Genomic DNA, 18,310 nt, shown 5'->3' with positions numbered 1-18,310 from the left:
TCAGTGCCCGGCGACCTCGGCCGGCGTGTCCGACTTCCGCAGCCGGGTAGCCAGGACGAGCGCGCCGACGACGACGACGGCCGCCACCGTGAAGGCGAGCTGCGCGCCGCCGGCCGTGGCCTCCGCGGCCGTGGCGCCCTCGTCGAGCAGCGACACCTTGCGCAGGGTCAGCAGCGCGACGAACAGCGCCGTGCCGGCCGCCCCCGCGAGCTGCTGGACCGTCGTGACCGCGGCGGAGCCGTGCGAGTACAGGGACGGCTTGAGCCCCGCCAGGGCCGACGTGAACGTCGGGGTGAAGATGAACGCCAGGCCCAAACTGAGGACGAGGTGGCCCAGCACCACCCACCACATCGGCGACGTCGGCGACAGGTTCGCGAACAGCAGCATCGCGACGCCGACGGCTGTGACGCCGGGGACCGCGAGCGGCCGCGGACCGACCCGGTCGTAGAGGCGGCCGACCACCGGTCCGAGCAGACCCATCAGCAGACCACCCGGCAGCATGAGCAGACCGCTGGTCAGGGCGTCGAGGCCCATCGCCTCCTGCAGGACGAGCGGCAGACCGATGATCATGCCGAACATCGCGATCATGCTCACCGCCATCACCGACAGGCCCACGCCGAAGCCCCGGGCACGGAAGACCCGCAGGTCGAGCAGCGCCGCGTCGGTCCGCTGCAGCACGAGCTGCCGCCACACGAAGAGCGCCAGGACCGCAGCACCGCCGACCAGCGGGACCGCCGGCGACACCGGCATGGCGTGCTGCGCCGCCTCGCCCAGCGCCGACAGCCCGTAGACGAGACCGCCGAACGCGCCCGCCGCGAGCAGCAGGGACGGCGGGTCGAGGCGGGTCTGGGCCCGGTCGGCGACGTCGCGGACGAGCAGCGCACCGAGGAGCAGCGCCACGGCGGCGATCGGGAGGACCACCCAGAAGACCTCGCGCCAGCCGAACGCCGTCACGATGCCGCCCGAGACGGTGGGCCCGAGCGCCGGGGCGACGGCGATCACCAGCGAGACGTTGCCCATCACGCGACCACGACGGTGCGGCGGGACCGTGCTCATCACCGTCGTCATCAGCAGCGGCATCATGATCGCGGTGCCGGAGGCCTGTACCACCCGCGCGGCGACGAGCAGCCCGAAGACCGGGGCGATCGCCGCGAGGAACGTGCCCGTGGTGAACAGGGACATCGCCAGGATGAACGCGCCGCGGGTGCCGAGGCGCTGCAGCAGCCACCCGGTGGCCGGGATGACGACAGCCATCGTGAGCAGGAACCCGGTGGTCAGCCACTGCCCCGAGGACTCCGTGATGTCGAACTCGTCCATGACCGAGGGCAGCGCGACGCCCATCGTGGTCTCGTTGAGGATCACGACGAACGCGGACACCAGGAGCAGCGCGATGACCCGGACGTGCTCGCGGGGAAGCCGCTCGGCGGCGGCCGAGCTCGGACCGGGCGGAACCTCGGTGGTGCGTGCGGACATGTGTCCCCTCCGGTTCGTCGAATGTGGCGACCGCGGGCGACGCTGCGCACGGACAGACCCGTCAGATCAAGCAGTCACCAGGTTGCGATATTCCGCCAGGGGATGCGACCTGTTTTCCGCGACGGACTCATCGGTCGGTCGTGCCGGGGCTGGCCGGCACGTCTCCGGTCTCGGCCGTGGGGACGTTGCGCACGACGAGGATGCAGGTGTCGTCCTCGGTGTCGCCGTCGGCGCAGACCTCGACGATCGCGTCGCGGACACCGACGGCGTCCATGCCCGTCTCGATCTCGCCCGCGCGGCGGTGCAGGTCCGCGAGCTGGAGGCGCAGCGAGCGGTCGCGTCGCTCCACGAGACCGTCGGTGAAGAGCAGCAGGGAGTCGCCCGCCCGCAGACGGGCCACGGACTCGGGGAGCTCCTCACCGATCGTCGGTGCGCCGACCGGCGTCGTGAGCGCCCCGTCGAGAAGCTCGACGGTGCCGTCGCGACGCAGGAGGAGCGGTGCCGGGTGGCCGGCCCGCGTGTACGTGACCTGGCGCGTCCCCTCCTCGTCCGGCGGGTCGAGGAGGGCGAAGACGCACGTCGCCATGTCGGCCATGCCGAGACCGCGCACCAGGTCGTCCATCCCGGTGACCACCTCGGACGGCGACCGGCCGGACCACGCCTCGGACCTCAGCACGGAGCGGAGCTGCCCCATCGACGCCGCCGCGCGGATGTCGTGGCCGACGACGTCACCCACCGACACGGCGACCTGGCCGCTCGGCAGCGGGACGACGTCGTACCAGTCACCGCCCACGTCCGCGCCGACCGACGCCGGGACGTACAGCGCCGCGCAGTCGAGACCGGGGGCCTCGACGATCTCGGGCAGCATGCTGCGCTGGAGGGTGACGGCCGCATCGTGCTCGCGGCGGTAGAGGCGGGCGTTGTCCAGGGCCAGGCCGGACCGCGCGCCGAGCGCGACGATGTCGTGGACGTCGTCGGGCGAGAAGGCGTCGACGTCGTCGGTGCTGACCACGACCAGCACGCCGATGACGCGGTCCCGGCCACGCAGCGGGACGACGATCGCCGAGCCCAGGCCGAGTCGCCGGAGCGCGGCCAGCTCGTCCGGCGTCGTCCGCGACGGCAGGACATCGACGTCGACGGCGAACGGGGCGGGGACGGTGTTCCCGTCCGCGGCGAGCATGTCGCTGATCTCGGGTGACTCGAACGCCCAACGCTGGGACCGTTCGAGCAGGGCGACGTCCCCGGCGCGGGCCGCGTCGCGGGCCGCGACGTGCACGAGACGCGGCCGGTCCTGGTCGTCGACCACCACGACCGCGCACCAGCTGCCGAAGTGCGGAGCGACGAGGTCGGGCAGCAGCGCGGCGCCCGCCTCCTCGTCGAAGAGGCTGACGAGCGCCTGGGTGATGCCCGCCAGCAGCGACAGCCGCTCGTTCTGCCGCTGGACGACGTCCAGCTCGAGCGCGCGTCGGCGGTCGTCGTGCACCCGGTCGGTGACGTCCGTCTGGATGCCGACGCGGTGGGTGACCTCCCCGGCCTCGTCAAGCACCGGGGAGATCACCACCTGGTTCCAGAACGGCGTGCCGTCCTTGCGGTAGTTCAGCAGCGTCTCGCCCACCGCCTCGCCGTCCTCGAGCGCCGACCGGATGCGCCGTGCCGAGGCGGGGTCCGTCCCCGCACCCTGGAGGAACCGGCAGTTGCGCCCGATCACCTCGTCCGCGGCGTAGCCGGTCGCCCGCGTGAACGCTGGGTTGACCCAGATCAGCGGGTCGTCGGGCAGCGACGGGTCGGAGATCGTGAAGCTCAGGTGGCTCGCGACGGCGGCGCGCATCTGCAGGCCGTCGGGCGGGGCAACGGGCCCGGCACCCTCCTGCAGTCCCGCGACCGGCAGCAGCACGACGACGGCACGGCCCGAGAGGCCCTCCGGGGCGCCGGTGAGCGGCAGGCCGACCGCCCAGGAGACGGTGTCGTCGCCCGCGCGGGTGGAGCGCAGCGCGATCCCGCGACCGTCGCGCAGAGACGCCAGGACCGCCTCGGCGGCCGGTGTCTCCTGGTCGGACAACGGGACGACGCCCGCTGCGGCGCACCAGGAGGCGAAGGAGACCGGCAGCCCCAGACCGCGCACCAGCCGCGTGGCGACCGGGTTGGCGTCCACCACCTGCTGGGCCATCGTGTCGATCAGGAGCACGGCGCTGCCGGTCGGTACCCGCGTGGTGTCCGTGACCGTCGGCAGCAGGGTTCCCGCCGTGTCGAGGAGCGACTCGGAGGTCGACGAGTTCAGGTCGTCCATGCTGTTCATCCCTCGCCCCGGTCCTGGCCGACGACGCGGCACCCTCCTGTGAGTGCTCATCATCCGGTGTGCGGCGGCGGCTGTCCAGCCTGGCCCGCACAGGAGAGTGCGTCGAGGTCAGGGCCGCGCGGGCCGCGCGGGCCAGGGGCCGGGTGCGACGTCGCGTGGCGCGCGTGCACCGCAGAACCACATCAGCGCCGCCACCCCCACGTACGCCAGCGCGAGGAGGACGAACAGCCCGCGGGACCATCCGTCGTCGGGCACCGCGAACGCCGCGAGCACGGCGGCACCGACGAACGCGGCGTTGTACATCACGTCGTAGAACGCGAAGGCGCGACCTCGGTAGTCGTCGTGCGTGTCACGCTGCACGATCGTGTCGACGGCGATCTTGGCGCTCTGCGCGGCGAGCCCGAGCAGGCCCGCGCCCACCAGGACGACCGTGCGCGTCGGCGCCGTCGCCAGCAGCAGCTGCGACGCGGCGGCCAGCAGCAGCATGCACACGATCCACCCCTGCGGTCCCGTGCGCCGCGACAGCACCGGCGTGACCAGCACCGCGCCGGCGCCGCCGATCCCCGTCATCGCGATCACCAGGGCGAAGTTCGCCAGCCCGGCCGACGTGTCACCCGGCTCGGCGAGCAGGTTGCGCGAGATCAGGATCGCCGCGATGAACACCACCCCGTACAGGAACCGGTGCGCGGCCATGACGAGCAGCCCCTGGCCCGGCGTGCGCCGTGCGACCAGGTAGCGGGCACCGTCCACCAGACCCCGCGCGACCGCCACCAGCTCGGCGCCCAGCTTCCCCCGGGTCGGGTGCTCCGGACCGAGCTGGTCACGGCCCAGCCGCAACGCCAGGAGCGCGGCGACGCCGAAGACGACCGCCGCGCACACCAGTGCCGCCGCGTCGTGCATCCGCCCCGGCGGCAGCCCGAGACCGAGGACGAAACCCACCCCGCCGCCGAGGAACACCGCACCCGCGCCCAGCGTCGGGGTCAGCGAGTTCGCCGTGAGCAGCAACGGGCCGTCGACGACCCGGGGGAGGCCCGCGCTGAGCGCCGCCAGCAGGAAACGGTTCACGCTCAGGGCCGCCAGGCCGAGGACCACGACCCACACCGCACCCGCGCCGCCGAGGCCACCGGCCAGCATCACGGCCGCCATCGCGCCCGTCAGGACCAGCCGGACCGCGTTGCCGACCACGAGCACCTGGCGCCGACGCCACCGGTCCAGCAGGACGCCCGCGAACGGACCGACCAGCGTGAACGGGGCCAGCATGACCGCGAACGCCGCCGCGACCCCCGCGGCCGTGCCGGCGCGCTCCGGGGAGAAGAACAGCAGCGAGGCCAGACCGACCTGGAACATGCCGTCACCGGCCTGCGAGACCAGCCGGACGGCGAAGAGTCGTCGGAACCCCGGTAGCCGCAGCAGGGCGACCAGGTCCCGCCCGGTCTCGGTGATGGCTCCCACGCGTGCAGCCTTTCACGTCGGCGAAGCGCTGGTCTGCGCGGGGTAGCGCTGGGGTGCGCGGGGTAGCGCTCCAGCCCTCGGAAGCCGAGCGTGCCCGACGGCGGAGGTACCGCCGTCGGGCACGGATGCGCTACGTCGTGCTGGGGTGCGCTACCTCGGCGCGACCTGCGCTCGCGGGCTCGCAAGCTCGCTCCGGACTATCGCTCCATCTGGATGGTCGCGATCGTCCTGCACTCGCAGGCTCGCTCCGGACTATCGCTCCATCTGGATGGTCGCGATCGTCCTGCACTCGCAGGCTCGCTCCGGACTATCGCTCCATCTGGATGGTCGCGATCGTCCTGCACTCGCAAGCTCGCTCCGGACTATCGCTCCACGTCACCGCGGATGAAGGCCTCGAGATGCCGGCGGCCCTCGGTGTCCTCCATCTGCACGGGCGGCGACTTCATGAAGTAGGTCGACGCGGACAGGATCGGGCCGCCGGTGCCGCGGTCCTTCGCGATCTTCGCGGCACGGATGGCGTCGATGATGATGCCCGCCGAGTTGGGGGAGTCCCACACCTCGAGCTTGTACTCGAGGCTGATCGGGGCCTCGCCGAACGCGCGACCCTCGAGGCGCACGTACGCCCACTTGCGGTCGTCGAGCCACGCCACGTAGTCCGACGGCCCGATGTGGACGTTGCGGTCCTCCGTCTTGCCACCGAGCGCGCCGGTGAGGTTGGAGGTCACGGCCTGGGTCTTGGAGACCTTCTTGGATTCAAGACGGTCGCGCTGCAGCATGTTCTTGAAGTCCATGTTGCCGCCGACGTTGAGCTGGTACGTACGGTCCAGCACCACGCCACGGTCCTCGAACAGCTTGGCGAGCACGCGGTGCGTGATCGTCGCGCCGACCTGCGACTTGATGTCGTCGCCGACGATCGGCACGCCGGCGTCCTCGAACTTCTTCGCCCACTCGGGATCGGAGGCGATGAACACTGGCAGCGCGTTGACGAACGCCACACCGGCGTCGATGGCGCACTGGGCGTAGAACTTGTCGGCCTCCTCGGAGCCCACCGGCAGGTAGGACACGAGGACGTCGACGCGAGCGTCCTTCAACGACTGCACGACGTCGACCGGCTCGCCGTCCGACTCGTCGATCGTCGCGGCGTAGTAGTCGCCGAGACCGTCGAGCGTCGGGCCACGCTGGACCATGACGCCCGTGGGCGGCACGTCCGCGATCTTGATGGTGTTGTTCTCCGAGGCGTGGATCGCCTCGGCCAGGTCGAAGCCGACCTTCTTCGCGTCGACGTCGAACGCCGCCACGAACTCGAGGTCGCGCACGTGGTACTCACCGAACTGCACGTGCATGAGACCCGGGACGGTGTCTGACGGGTCGGCGTCTCGGTAGTAGTGCACACCCTGGACCAGGGACGATGCACAGTTTCCGACGCCGACGATGGCAACGCGGACGGAGGTCATCCTCGCTCCTTGTTTCTCGGGGCCGGGACGTCGTGCGTCCCGACGGTCTTGTCGCGGCTGCTCGCGCGGTCGCGCTCGGTAATGATGAGCCCGTCGAGCCAGCGCACCTCGCGCTCGACCTGCTCCAGCCCGTGCCGTTGCAGCTCGAGCGTGTACTCGTCGAGCCGTTCCCGGGTCCGGGCTGCGGACTCCCGGACCGCCTCCAACCGTTCCGTCAGCCGGGTGCGCCGGCCCTCGAGGATGCGGAGGCGGGTCTCGGCGTCCGTCTGCGCGAACAGCGCGAACCGGACGTCGAAGCTCTCGTCCTCCCAGGCCGCGGGGCCGGAGGAGGCGAGAGTGGTCTGGAGGTGCTCCTTGCCGTCGGCAGTAAGCCGGTACACGATACGCCCGCGACGCCCGGTGAGGGGCTTCGTGCCCGACGACGGACGGCCGCTGGCGCTCGACGCGCCGGCTCGGGCGGTGGCCCGCACGGCGGTGGTCGGGTCCGGGTCGACCGTCTCGATCAACCCCCGTGTCACCAGCGACTTCAGCGCCGGGTAGAGGGTGCCGTAGGAGAAGGCCCGGAAGGACCCCAGGAGCAGGTTGAGCCGCTTGCGCAGCTCGTAGCCGTGCAGCGGCGCGGAGCTGAGCAGCCCCAGGATGGCCGTCTCGAGGACGTTCGAGCGACTGCGCACCTTGCTGCCCTCCTCCGCGTCGTCCGGCACGTGCCGGACCCGTCACCGGGTCCGGCTGCTGACTCGTTGTATCGAGTCGATACATCGTGAGGATAGGACCTACCGGCCGGTGCGAGCAACGGGACGCGGGTGTCCGCTGTCGGACACGTAGATGTGAAGGCCTCGTGGAGCCCGCCGGAGGGGGATGGGGACGGTCGGCGAGGAACCGCGTCAGACCGGGCCGAGCCTGGACAGGCTCGTAGGTCGATCCCCTAGTCTTCCCTGTGGTCACTCGTGCCCGTGGGGGCGGGACGGCTCCGAGGACTCCGCTATCGAAAGGCAGGGACGTGGCGAGCAAGGGCAGGCGTCGCTTCTGGAACTACCCCCGCCGGGGCAAGAACCCGGTGCAGCGGTGGCTGCCCTCGTGGCGTGTCGTCGTGGGGTGCATGCTGGGCTGCGTCGCCCTCGGCGCAGGGGTCTTCTTCGCCGCCTGGACGTCGACCGAGATCCCGGACAACCTCGACGACGTCAACCACCAGGCCACCACCGTCTACTACGGCAACGGCAACGAGATCGGCTCCTACTCGACGATCAAGCGCGAGATCGTCGACTACGAGACTCTGCCCTCCTACGTGGGCGACGCGGTCGTCGCCTCGGAGAACGCCTCGTTCTGGACCGACCCCGGTGTGGACATGAAGGGCATGGCGCGCGCGCTGTGGACCAACCTGACGGGCAGCGGCGGGACGCAGGGTGGGTCCACGCTCACGCAGCAGTACGTGGAGCGCTACTACCTGGGCAGCACCACGGACATCCTGGGCAAGGCGCAGGAGGGCATCATCGCCCTCAAGATCGCCCGGAACCAGTCCAAGGAGCTGGTGCTGGACCGCTACCTCAACACGATCTACTTCGGCCGAGGTGCGTACGGCGTCCAGGCGGCAGCGCAGGAGTACTTCGGCAAGGACGCCGTCGACCTGACCTACTCCGAGTCGGCGATGCTGGCCGGCATCATCCCCTCCCCGGTGAACTACGACCCCTCCGTGCAGCCCGACGTCACGCAGAAGCGGTGGGAACGCAGCATCGACCGCATGGCCGACCAGGGCTACATCACCGAGGAGGAGCGGCAGTCCGCCGAGTTCCCCGAGTTCGTGGAGAAGGAGGAGAACTCGAACAGCCTCGGTGGCCAGAAGGGCTACATCATGAAGGCCGTCAAGGATGAGCTGCTGAAGAACGGCCTGACCGAGGAGGAGATCGAGACCAAGGGTCTGCAGATCTACACCACGATCAAGCCGAAGCTGCAGCGCGAGGCTCGCGACATCGTCAAGGACCTGCCGGACGACGCCAGCAAGAAGATCCGCGCCTCGATCGTCTCGATCGACCCGTCGAGCGGCGAGGTCGTCGCTCTCTACGGCGGCAAGAACTACATCAAGCAGTCGCTCAACACTGCGACGGACGACACCGTGCAGGCCGGCTCGACGTTCAAACCCTTCACGCTCATCGGCGCCCTCGAGAAGGGGCACGAGCTCACCGAGACGTTCGACGGGAACTCGCCCGGGCACCTCGACCCGGAGGACCCCACACGTGAGTGGCCCACGAACTTCGGCCTGCACAGCTACGGACAGATCGACCTGGTGAAGGCGACCGCCAACTCGGTCAACACGGCCTATGCCGCGCTCAACATCGAGGTGGGGCCGGAGAAGACGGTCGACGTCGCGCACCGTCTCGGGATTCGCGAGGAGACCGAGATCGATGCAGTTCCGGCCAACGTGCTCGGCACCGCGGCGGTGTACCCGGTCGATCTGGCCTCCGCCTACGCGACGATCGCCGCGGAGGGCTACCGCGTCGAGCCGCACGTCGTCGACCGTGTGGAGCACCGCGACGGGTCGCTGCGCTGGGAGCCGGAGTCGACCCCCACGCAGCAGTTCGAGCGGGACGTGATGATCGAGGCCACGTACGCGATGACCCAGGTGGTCGAGCAAGGATCGGGGCGTGCCGCGCTGGAGCTCACCGGACCCGACGGGACCCGACGCCCGGTGGCCGGCAAGACCGGTACGTCGAACGACAACGTGACGGCCTGGTTCGCCGGCTTCACCCCTCAGCTCGCCACCGTGGTCAACCTGCGCCAGTACAAGAACGTCGACGTCGAGGAGGGCATCCTCGGCGGTTCTGAACCGATCGACACGTTCGGCGGGTACGACGAGATCACCGGCAGCACCTGGCCGGCCGAGGCGTGGACCGACTTCATGCAGGTCGCGCTCGACGGCCAGGAGGTCGAGGAGTTCCCCGCGTACACGCCACCGCGTCCGTCCTACTCGCCGAGCCCCACGCCGTCGGAGTCCCCGGAGGTCGAGTGGGTCGAGCTGCCGGGCAACCTCGTCGGGATGGACGTCGCCCAGGCGACGACCCTGCTCCAGGGGATGGACCTCAAGGTGTCGACGGCAGCCATCGACGACGAGTCCCCCAAGGGCACCGTGGTGGAGGTGCGCAACGGCGGTGGGCGGATCCCGACCGGTTCGACCATCACGCTGGTGGTCTCCACCGGCCAGTCCGCCGAACCCGAGACGGTGGCGGTGCCCAACGTCGCCGGCCAGGCGCGCACCGCCGCGGAGCAGCAGCTCCGGCGGGTCGGCCTCTCGCCGGGCGTCGCCGAGGAGTTCAGCGACCGGCCGCGCGGCGAGGTCATCGGGACGAGCCCGGGTGCCGGTACCGAGGTGGAACCCGGCGCGACGGTGACGCTCGTCGTCTCGCGGGGACCCGAGGAGACGCAGGAGCCCGAGCCCGAACCCACGGCGTCGGACGGCGAAGGCGATGACGACGACGGCGGCGGCGGCAACGGCGCTGACGGCAACGGCGCCGAGGGCAACGGCGCCGACGGAGCCGACGGCGGGTGACCGACGACACCGTCGAGCCCGCCGGCTCGGGTTCCCGCCGAGGTGCTCGGAACGGTACTCTGGTGGACTGGCCGTGCCTTCGACAGGCGCGGCCGACGCACGCAAGAACCCTCCTGCCACGGACAGACCGTGGCCGCTGAGACCAGAGGAGGTGGGTTGAACACATGCGTCAGTACGAACTGATGGTGATCCTGGACCCGGAGGTCGAGGAGCGCACCGTGGCCCCGTCGCTCGAGAAGCTGCTCACGGTCGTCAAGACCGATGGCGGCACCGTCGACAACGTGGACATCTGGGGCCGTCGCCGTATGGCCTACGAGATCAACAAGCGGGCCGAGGGCATCTACGCCGTCGTCGACTTCACGTCGACGCCGGACACCGCGAAGGAGCTGGACCGCCAGCTCGGCCTGAACGAGGCCGTGCTGCGCACCAAGATCCTGCGCCCCGCCGCTCGCTGAATCCGCTGAACCGAGACACCCCCGGTCCCGTGCGGTCCTCCTGTGGGAGGCTCGTGGTGGGATCTTCCCTGGACATCGAGTACAGCCGAATCTCGCGGACGAACGAAGGAGCTTGGCATGGCTGGTGAGACCGTCATCACGGTCGTCGGAAACCTGACTGCGGACCCGGAGCTGCGCTTCACCCCGTCGGGTGCTGCCGTTGCCAACTTCACGATCGCGTCCACGCCGCGCACGTTCGACAGGCAGTCGAACGAGTGGAAGGACGGGGAGGCGCTGTTCCTGCGCTGCTCCATCTGGCGTGAGGCCGCGGAGAACGTCGCCGAGTCGCTGACGAAGGGCATGCGCGTCATCGCGCAGGGCCGTCTGACGCAGCGGTCGTACGAGACCCGCGAGGGCGAGAAGCGGACCGTCGTGGAGCTGCAGGTGGACGAGATCGGCCCGGCCCTGAGGTTCGCCTCGGCGAAGGTCACTCGTGCCCAGCGCTCCGGTGGCGGCGGCTTCGGTGGTGGCGGGGGCTACGGCGGCAACGCCGGTGGCCCCGGTGGCCAGCCCGGCGGTGGCCAGGGTGGCGGTTTCGGTTCCTCCGGCGGCGGTCAGCAGCAGAACGACCCCTGGGCCACGGCCGGCCCGGCGTCGTCCGGCGGCGGGTTCTCGGACGAGCCCCCGTTCTGATCGCCGCTCACCCCCAGATCAACCCTTGTCCCGGCGGTACGCACCGCCCGGGACGATCCTGAGTAAGGAGCACTCACCATGGCCAAGCCTGTGGTGCGCAAGCCGAAGAAGAAGGCCAACCCGCTGAAGGCGGCGAAGGTCGAGACGGTGGACTACAAGGACACCGCTCTGCTGCGCAAGTTCATCTCCGACCGTGGCAAGATCCGCGCCCGCCGGGTCACCGGCGTCTCCGTCCAGGAGCAGCGCCAGATCGCCAAGGCCGTCAAGAACGCCCGCGAGATGGCTCTCCTGCCGTACTCGTCGTCGGCCCGCTGACCGGAAAGGATCCAGATCATGGCAAAGCTGATCCTGACCCATGAGGTCACCGGTCTCGGTGAGCCCGGGGACGTCGTCGAGGTGAAGGACGGGTACGCCCGTAACTTCCTCATCCCGCGTTCGCTCGCCACCCCGTGGACCAAGGGCGCCGAGACCCAGGTCTCTGCGATCCGCAAGGCCCGCAAGTCCCGCGAGATCGCCACGCGCGAGGACGCCGAGGCCGCTGCGGCCTCGATCCAGTCGAAGGCGTACACCATCGAGGCGCACGCCGGCGCCGCCGGTCGTCTCTTCGGTGCGGTCACGACGGCCGACATCGCCGCCGCGGTGCAGTCCGCCGGTGGCCCGTCGGTCGACAAGCGCAAGATCGAGATCGGCCAGCCGATCAAGTCGACCGGTGTCCACACCGTGTCGATCCGGCTCCACCCCGAGGTGTCGGCCAAGATCGAGCTCGAGGTCGTCGCCGGCTGACGCCGGTTCGATCGCCTGAAGGCCCCGGTCCACTCGCTCAGCGAGCAGACCGGGGCCTTCTGCGTGCGGGGGCGCCGCGCATGTTCGGCACTTCGTGCTTTGTTCGGCAGTTCCAACTGCCGAACGTGACTCAAGGTGCCGGACGCGATCGGGCCTGTGGATAGCGGACTCGTGATTCGGGGCGCTGGGCCAGGCTGTGAGCATGCCGTCCGAGATCCTCGTGGCCCGTGAGCACCTGCCGACCGCGCTGCGCACCGCGCGCCGGGCCGGCGAGATCGAGCGGATCCGACGCGGCGCCTACCGCGTGGTCCCGGACGACGGCAGCGGCCGGCCCGACACCTGGTCGGCGGCGCGCCGGCTCCAGGTCGACCGGGCGCGTGCCCTGGGCCGCCAGCTCCGGACGGCGCACTGGTTCAGCCACCAGACGGCGGCGATGCTGCACGGCCTGCCGCTGTGGCGGCTGCCGTCCGAGACTCATCTGCTGCAGACCTATCGGGCGTCGTCCCGTGCGGCGGCGGACGTGCGCCGGCACTTCGTCGAGGTGCGGCCGCCCGACGGTGGCGAGGTGCTCGGTCTGCCGGTCACCACCCTCGAACGGACCGTGGCCGACTGCGCGACGACGCTGCCCCCGCTCGACGCCCTGGTCGTCGCCGACGCCGCCCTGGCGCGGGGGCTCGACCGTGACCGCACCGTGCAGCTCGTGCGGGCGCGCTCGCGCGGGGCGCGGCGGGCGCTCCTCGTCCTCGACCTGGCGGACCCCGGTGCCGAGAGTCCGTGGGAGTCGTGGCTGCGCTACGTGGGGCACTGGGCGGGTCTGCCGCGTCCGCGCACGCAGGTGCCCGTGAGCACGGCGATCGGCGATTTCCGCGTGGACCTGGGCTGGGAGGACCACGGGGTGCTCGCCGAGTTCGACGGTCTCGTGAAGTACCGGGCCGGCGCGCTCGGCCCGGACCACGACCCGGACCGCGCGCGGATCGCGGAGAAGCGCCGGTCCGACGCGATCGCCGAGTCCACCGGCACGCGGCCGCTCCACGTGACGTCCCGGGACGCACCCGACCCGCAGGCCGTGGCGGACCGCCTGCTGGCGCGCTTCCCTGCCGACGTGCGGCGTGCGGTACGCAGGAATCCGCTGCTTCCCCGGCCGCGTTGAGCCCGGCACCCCTGGCGCGTTCGGCAGTTCGTGCCTCGTTCGGCAGCTCCAACTGCCGAACGTAACTCAAGATGCCGAATGGGCACCGCCGTCAGACGCCGATCACCATCCAGTGGTCGCCGCGGGCCCGCAGTCCCGTGGTGAGGGCACGGGCCAGCATGAACACCCCGGCGAACGCCGCCCACAGCCAGGCGAGCCCGACGACACCCTCGGGTGCCCAGGCGCGGACCGCCAACGCGCACGGCACGTAGAGGACCAGCGTGAGCATGCCGGCCCACGCGAGATAGCGGCCGTCACCGGCCCCGATGAGGACACCGTCGAGCACGAACACCCAGCCCGCCATCGGCATGAAGACCCCGCACACGACCAGGCCCACGGTGATAGCGACCCGGACGTCCGGGTCGGGGGAGAACAACGGCGCGATCCACCACGAGGACACCGCCAGCACGACGCCGATGGTCGCCCCGGCGCCGACACCCCACTGCAGGCATCGCCGCAGCACGGCACGCACACGTTCGACGTCGCCGGAGCCGAGCCCGTGACCGACCAGCGCCTGGGCCGCGATCGCCAGGGCGTCGAGGGCGAACGCCGCCAGCCCCCACAGGCTGTTGATCACCTGGTGCCCGGCGAGAGCCACCGCACCGAGCGACGTCGCGGTCCACACCGTCAGCAGGATCGCGAGGCGCAGCGAGACGGTACGGACGAACAGCGGGGCACCGGCGACGGCGTTGGCCCAGATCCCGGCACGGTGCGGCCGCAGCGACGCCTCCCGGGTGCGGGCCCCGGCGACCACGACGGCGGTGAGCACGACCGCCATCAGCAGCTGCGCCGTCGTCGTCGCCAGGGCGGAACCGGCGATGCCCATCCCGACGCCGTAGACGAGGGCGACCGAACCCACCGCGTTGAGGACCGCACCGCCCGAGGCCACCCACAGGGGGGTGCGGGTGTCCTGCAGGCCGCGCAGCACGCCCGTGGTCGCCAGGACCAGGAGCATCCCGGGGAGCCCGGGGGCGGACCACCGCAGGTAGGTCGTGGCGTGCAGGGCGACGTCGTCGGAGGCGCCCATCGACGTGACGGCCCACGGCGCGGCGATCCACAGGAAGGCCGCGAGGACGACGCCGAGACCCAGGGCGAGCCACATGCCGTCGACGCCGGACTGGAGCGCCTCGCGGTCGTGCCCGGCGCCGAGGCGGCGCGCCACGGCGGCGGTGGTCGCGTAGGCGAGGAACACGCACAGCCCGACGAGGGTGATGAGGAGCGTCGACGCGAGCGAGAGGCCGGCGAGCTGGGCCGTGCCGAGGTGGCCGACGACGGCGCTGTCGACGAGAACGAACAGCGGCTCCGCGACGAGCGCACCGAGGGCGGGCCAGGCGAGCGCGAGGATCTCGCGGTCGATGCGGCGCAACTCACCCCACCTTTCTTCTCTCCACAGCCTGGGTACGGCGTCGATGCAGGTCAGGGGCCGATGCAGAGTTGTACACAGGAGATGTCCCCAGTTGTGCACAGGGTTGTCCACCACCGGTGCACAGGCCTGGGCAGTCTTCCACAACCCTGTCCACAGTTGTGTCCACAGTGTCTTTTGCGTGGCGTCCCGGGCGCGCCTAGCGTCGTCCCGGGTGTCAGAGGTGGACTGTAGAACAAGGTCGTGAGGACCGGTCGAGCTGCCCGGCTCGGGTGTGGCGCCGGTGGGAGCCGGGGGAGGTGGAGACATGTCGATCGAGGAGCTCGAAGCGGACTACGCGCCGTCACGAGGAGGCTTCGACCGCACCCCTCCGCAGGACATCGACGCCGAGATGAGCGTGCTCGGCGGCATGTTGCTTTCCAAGGACGCGATCGCCGACGTCGTCGAGCAGATCCGCGGCAACGACTTCTACCGCCCGGTGCACGAGTCGATCTATGACGCGATCATCGACCTGTACGGCCGCGGTGAGCCGGCCGACGCGATCACCGTGGTCGCCGAGCTCACCAAGCGCGGCGAGATCGGGCGGATCGGGGGCGCCTCCTACATCCATGACCTCATGGCCGGGGTGCCCACGGCGGCCAACGCCGGCTACTACGCGCGCATCGTGCAGGAACGGGCCGTGCTCCGGCGACTCGTCGAGGCCGGGACCAAGATCGTCCAGCTCGGGTACGCGACCGACGGCGGCGACGTCGACGCGGTCGTCAACAACGCCCAGGCCGAGATCTACGCCGTCACCGAGCGCAAGACGTCCGAGGACTATGCGCCGCTCGCCGACATCATCGGCGGAGCGATGGACGAGATCGAGGCCGCGGGGAACCGTGGCGAGGGCATGACCGGGGTTCCCACCGGGTTCGCCGACCTCGACCGGCTCACGAACGGGCTGCACCCCGGGCAGATGGTCGTCGTCGCGGCGCGACCCGCCATGGGCAAGGCGCTCGCCCTCGACACCCCGCTGCCGACGCCGACCGGTTGGACCACGATGGGCGACGTCGCCGTCGGGGACGAGCTGATCGCTGCCGACGGGACGCCGACGCGAGTGGTGCGGGCGACCGAGGTCATGACCGGCCGGCCCTGCTACGAGGTGGTGTTCGACGACGGCACGACCATCGTCGCGGACGCGTGGCACGAGTGGGTGACGAGCACTCGCGCCCAGAGGCGGAAGGTGCGTGCTGGAACCGCGCCCGAGAGCTCGATCCACACGACGGAGGACATCCTTGGATCGCTCCGTTGCGCCACGGCTGACGGACGTGCGAATCACTCTGTTGCAACAACCACTGCACTCCAGTTGCCGGAGGCCGACCTCCCGCTAGACCCGTACGTTCTCGGGGTGTGGCTGGGTGACGGACACCTGGCGTCCGCGCGGTTCACCTCGGAGGACCCGGAGATCGCGATGCGGATCGAAGGACTCGGGTACGTGGTGGGGGAGCGCAAGAGCGCTCCCGGCTCGGCTCGGCTCTACCAGATTCGGCTGCAGCCGGACGAGCCGATCGCAGAACGTAAGTGTGTCGTCTGCGGCACCGCCTTCACGCCGCGTACGTCACAGGTCAAGACGTGCGGTCGTTCGTGCGGCGGCCGTGCCACGACGGTCTCGAACCCGACCGCGCAACCCACGTGTCCTGATTGCGGTGAGCCGAGCTCCGGTCACCGTCGATGCATGGAGTGCCACCAGCGACGAGGGTCGGTTGCCGGGATCCTCCGCGAGCTCGGCGTGCTCGGAAGCAAGCACGTGCCGCCCGCGTACCTGCGAGCGTCCGAAGCTCAGCGTAGGGCGCTGCTCGCCGGATTGCTCGACACTGACGGCACGGTGAACCGGACCGGTAGCCCCCAGATAGCTCTCACTGACAGGCGCCTCGCCGAGAGTGTGCGCGAACTTATCCATAGCCTGGGCTATCGCACTGGTTGGTGGGAGAAAAAGGTGCCAGGGCGGCACCCCGAGTCTTCTACCGCTCTCACCGTCACCTTCACGACGGATGACGATGTGTTCTGGCTGGAGCGAAAGCGCCTGGTCCACAAGGAGCGTCGCCGCCGCTCCACTGCCAAGCTGACGTCTCGCTTCGTCGTGGCCGTTCGCCCGTTGCCTTCTGTTGCCGTGCGTTGTGTTGAGGTCGATCACCCCGACCACCTGTACCTCGCGTCGCGTTCCATGGTGCCGACGCACAACTCCACGCTGGCTATCGACATCGCGCGGTCGGCGTCCATCAAGCACCAGAAGACGTCCGTCGTCTTCTCGCTGGAGATGAGCCGCAACGAGATCACGATGCGCCTGCTCTCCGCCGAGGCGCGTGTGCACCTGCAGAAGCTGCGCAACGGCTCGCTCGGTGACGACGACTGGCAGAAGCTCGCTAAGGTCATGGGCAAGGTGTCCGAGGCTCCGCTGTTCATCGACGACTCGCCCAACATGTCGCTGACCGAGATCCGCGCCAAGTGCCGGCGACTCAAGCAGAAGCACGACCTCGAGCTGGTGGTCATCGACTACCTGCAGCTCATGACGTCAGGCAAGAAGGTCGAGTCGCGCCAGCAGGAAGTCTCCGAGTTCTCGCGAGCGCTGAAGTTGCTGGCGAAGGAGATCGAAGTTCCTGTGATTGCGCTGTCGCAGCTGAACCGTGGTCCGGAGCAGCGACAGGACAAGAAACCGGCGATGTCGGACCTTCGTGAGTCGGGCTCGATTGAGCAAGATGCCGACATGGTCATTCTTCTTCACCGCGAAGATGCTTATGAGAAGGAATCGCCACGAGCTGGTGAGGCGGACCTGATCGTGGCGAAACACCGTAATGGTCCGACCGACACAATTACTGTGGCATTCCAGGGGCACTACTCCCGGTTCGTTGACATGCAGGTATGAGGCCATTTTTGTCGACGTGCAGCCTAGATTGCAAGATCCTCCATGTTTGTTACAAGGCCCCTCGGTGCGTGACGCTGGGCGGGCAGCTGTCGGCGTGGTGTGCGAGCGGTGGGTGCTCGGTGGCTCATGGCGGAACGGCAGCGTGAAGCGGGTCGACCGGAGCGAGGACTCAATGCGGGGTGACACTGGACCGTGCCTGCCTTTGACCCGGCGGAGCCGACTCCGCCGTTCGACTTCGTCCTGATGCAGAACGGGTCCGTAAATCTCTACTGGGATCTCGCGGTACTCGATGATGCGTGCACCAGGCTGTCGGCGCTCGGCTACCGCGTCGTCCGCATCGAGGCTGACGCATGGTGCGACGCGGCGTCCATGTTCGACGCCCTTGCCGTGGCGCTGGACTTCCCCGACTACTCGGGCAGGAACTTCGACGCTCTGAACGACTGCCTGTCCGACGTGGCAGCTGGGGATTTTGGCGCGCCCGCCGATGCCACGGGTCTCGCGCTCGTGCTGACCGGCTACGACTCCTTCGCCGCGGCGGATCCCGTCGCAGCCCAGACCCTGGCTGGGTGCTTCGCGGACCAGTCGCGGACCGCCCTGTTGTTCGGCCGCCGGTTGGTTTGTCTGCTCCAGAGTGGCGATCCGCGCTTCGCGCTTGCTCCGGTCGGTGCACGGGCCGCCTCCTGGAACCCAGCAGAGTGGTCGGACTCTCAGCGCGAAGTCTGAGCTGAGC

14 protein-coding genes are annotated in these 18,310 nt (G+C 70.2%); 8 read left to right on the top strand and 6 right to left on the bottom strand.

Annotated elements, in window-relative coordinates; translation table 11 throughout:
• The 5 genes from UQW22_RS05545 to UQW22_RS05525 form a co-directional block, all read right to left on the bottom strand.
• Nucleotides 1-1,473, bottom strand: a complete 1,473-nt coding sequence (locus tag UQW22_RS05545; protein ID WP_407319913.1) for an MDR family MFS transporter — start codon at nt 1,471-1,473, stop codon at nt 1-3.
• A gap of 127 nt (nt 1,474-1,600) precedes the next feature.
• The gene (locus UQW22_RS05540; RefSeq protein WP_407319912.1) at nt 1,601-3,760 is read right to left on the bottom strand and encodes a SpoIIE family protein phosphatase; all 2,160 of its coding nucleotides are present in this window, start codon (nt 3,758-3,760) and stop codon (nt 1,601-1,603) included.
• 117 nt (nt 3,761-3,877) lie between these two features.
• Nucleotides 3,878-5,221, bottom strand: a complete 1,344-nt coding sequence (locus UQW22_RS05535; RefSeq protein WP_407319910.1) for an MFS transporter — start codon at nt 5,219-5,221, stop codon at nt 3,878-3,880.
• 362 nt (nt 5,222-5,583) lie between these two features.
• Nucleotides 5,584-6,675 (bottom strand): inositol-3-phosphate synthase, encoded by a 1,092-nt coding sequence (locus tag UQW22_RS05530; protein WP_407319909.1) that lies wholly within the window; start codon nt 6,673-6,675, stop codon nt 5,584-5,586.
• Nucleotides 6,672-7,349, bottom strand: a complete 678-nt coding sequence (locus UQW22_RS05525; protein ID WP_407320729.1) for a helix-turn-helix transcriptional regulator — start codon at nt 7,347-7,349, stop codon at nt 6,672-6,674. Before UQW22_RS05525 ends, UQW22_RS05530 begins: the two co-directional genes overlap by 4 nt.
• A gap of 326 nt (nt 7,350-7,675) precedes the next feature.
• On the opposite strand from UQW22_RS05525, the gene UQW22_RS05520 reads away from it, so the two are divergent.
• The 6 genes from UQW22_RS05520 (at nt 7,676) to UQW22_RS05495 (ending at nt 13,276) form a co-directional block, all read left to right on the top strand.
• Complete coding sequence (locus UQW22_RS05520; RefSeq protein ID WP_407319907.1) at nt 7,676-10,216, top strand: transglycosylase domain-containing protein; 2,541 nt, start codon at nt 7,676-7,678, stop codon at nt 10,214-10,216.
• 164 nt (nt 10,217-10,380) lie between these two features.
• On the top strand, nt 10,381-10,671 hold the full coding sequence (gene rpsF, locus UQW22_RS05515; RefSeq protein ID WP_407319906.1) for a 30S ribosomal protein S6: 291 nt from the start codon (nt 10,381-10,383) through the stop codon (nt 10,669-10,671).
• 117 nt (nt 10,672-10,788) lie between these two features.
• Nucleotides 10,789-11,343 carry a single-stranded DNA-binding protein gene (locus tag UQW22_RS05510; RefSeq protein WP_407319905.1) on the top strand — a complete coding sequence of 185 codons (555 nt, stop codon included), beginning with the start codon at nt 10,789-10,791 and terminating at the stop codon, nt 11,341-11,343.
• Between the two features lie 78 nt (nt 11,344-11,421).
• Nucleotides 11,422-11,658: a 30S ribosomal protein S18 gene (gene rpsR / locus UQW22_RS05505; protein WP_106265817.1), complete on the top strand. Its 237-nt coding sequence runs from the start codon at nt 11,422-11,424 to the stop codon at nt 11,656-11,658.
• A gap of 18 nt (nt 11,659-11,676) precedes the next feature.
• Nucleotides 11,677-12,126 carry a 50S ribosomal protein L9 gene (rplI, locus tag UQW22_RS05500; RefSeq protein WP_407319904.1) on the top strand — a complete coding sequence of 150 codons (450 nt, stop codon included), beginning with the start codon at nt 11,677-11,679 and terminating at the stop codon, nt 12,124-12,126.
• Between the two features lie 202 nt (nt 12,127-12,328).
• Nucleotides 12,329-13,276, top strand: coding sequence for a hypothetical protein (locus tag UQW22_RS05495; protein ID WP_407319903.1), 948 nt, complete (start codon nt 12,329-12,331; stop codon nt 13,274-13,276).
• 91 nt (nt 13,277-13,367) lie between these two features.
• Here the strand turns inward: UQW22_RS05495 and UQW22_RS05490 are convergent, their stop codons facing one another.
• Entirely contained in the window at nt 13,368-14,681 is a 1,314-nt protein-coding gene (locus UQW22_RS05490) for an MATE family efflux transporter (protein ID WP_407319901.1), read from the bottom strand.
• A gap of 304 nt (nt 14,682-14,985) precedes the next feature.
• On the opposite strand from UQW22_RS05490, the gene dnaB reads away from it, so the two are divergent.
• Both dnaB and UQW22_RS05480 read left to right on the top strand, forming a co-directional pair.
• Nucleotides 14,986-17,580: a replicative DNA helicase gene (gene dnaB / locus UQW22_RS05485; RefSeq protein WP_407319899.1), complete on the top strand. Its 2,595-nt coding sequence runs from the start codon at nt 14,986-14,988 to the stop codon at nt 17,578-17,580.
• 192 nt (nt 17,581-17,772) lie between these two features.
• Entirely contained in the window at nt 17,773-18,303 is a 531-nt protein-coding gene (locus UQW22_RS05480) for a barstar family protein (RefSeq protein WP_407319898.1), read from the top strand.
• Nucleotides 18,304-18,310 lie beyond the last annotated feature (7 nt).

Source organism: Isoptericola halotolerans, from assembly GCF_045689585.1.
Classification (GTDB): Bacteria; Actinomycetota; Actinomycetes; order Actinomycetales; family Cellulomonadaceae; genus Isoptericola; species Isoptericola halotolerans_B.
Note: the sequence above shows the minus strand (reverse complement) of the source record. Positions and strands in the feature narration are given on the sequence as shown.

Excerpts from the sequence above, each read along its gene's own strand:
- UQW22_RS05545 (WP_407319913.1), bottom strand. The coding sequence starts at position 1,473 with ATGTCCGCACGCACCACCGAGGTTCCGCCCGGTCCGAGCTCGGCCGCC.
- UQW22_RS05540 (WP_407319912.1), bottom strand. The coding sequence starts at position 3,760 with ATGGACGACCTGAACTCGTCGACCTCCGAGTCGCTCCTCGACACGGCG.
- UQW22_RS05530 (WP_407319909.1), bottom strand. The coding sequence starts at position 6,675 with ATGACCTCCGTCCGCGTTGCCATCGTCGGCGTCGGAAACTGTGCATCG.
- rpsF (WP_407319906.1), top strand. The coding sequence starts at position 10,381 with ATGCGTCAGTACGAACTGATGGTGATCCTGGACCCGGAGGTCGAGGAG.
- UQW22_RS05510 (WP_407319905.1), top strand. The coding sequence starts at position 10,789 with ATGGCTGGTGAGACCGTCATCACGGTCGTCGGAAACCTGACTGCGGAC.
- rpsR (WP_106265817.1), top strand. The coding sequence starts at position 11,422 with ATGGCCAAGCCTGTGGTGCGCAAGCCGAAGAAGAAGGCCAACCCGCTG.
- rplI (WP_407319904.1), top strand. The coding sequence starts at position 11,677 with ATGGCAAAGCTGATCCTGACCCATGAGGTCACCGGTCTCGGTGAGCCC.
- UQW22_RS05495 (WP_407319903.1), top strand. The coding sequence starts at position 12,329 with ATGCCGTCCGAGATCCTCGTGGCCCGTGAGCACCTGCCGACCGCGCTG.
- dnaB (WP_407319899.1), top strand. The coding sequence starts at position 14,986 with ATGTCGATCGAGGAGCTCGAAGCGGACTACGCGCCGTCACGAGGAGGC.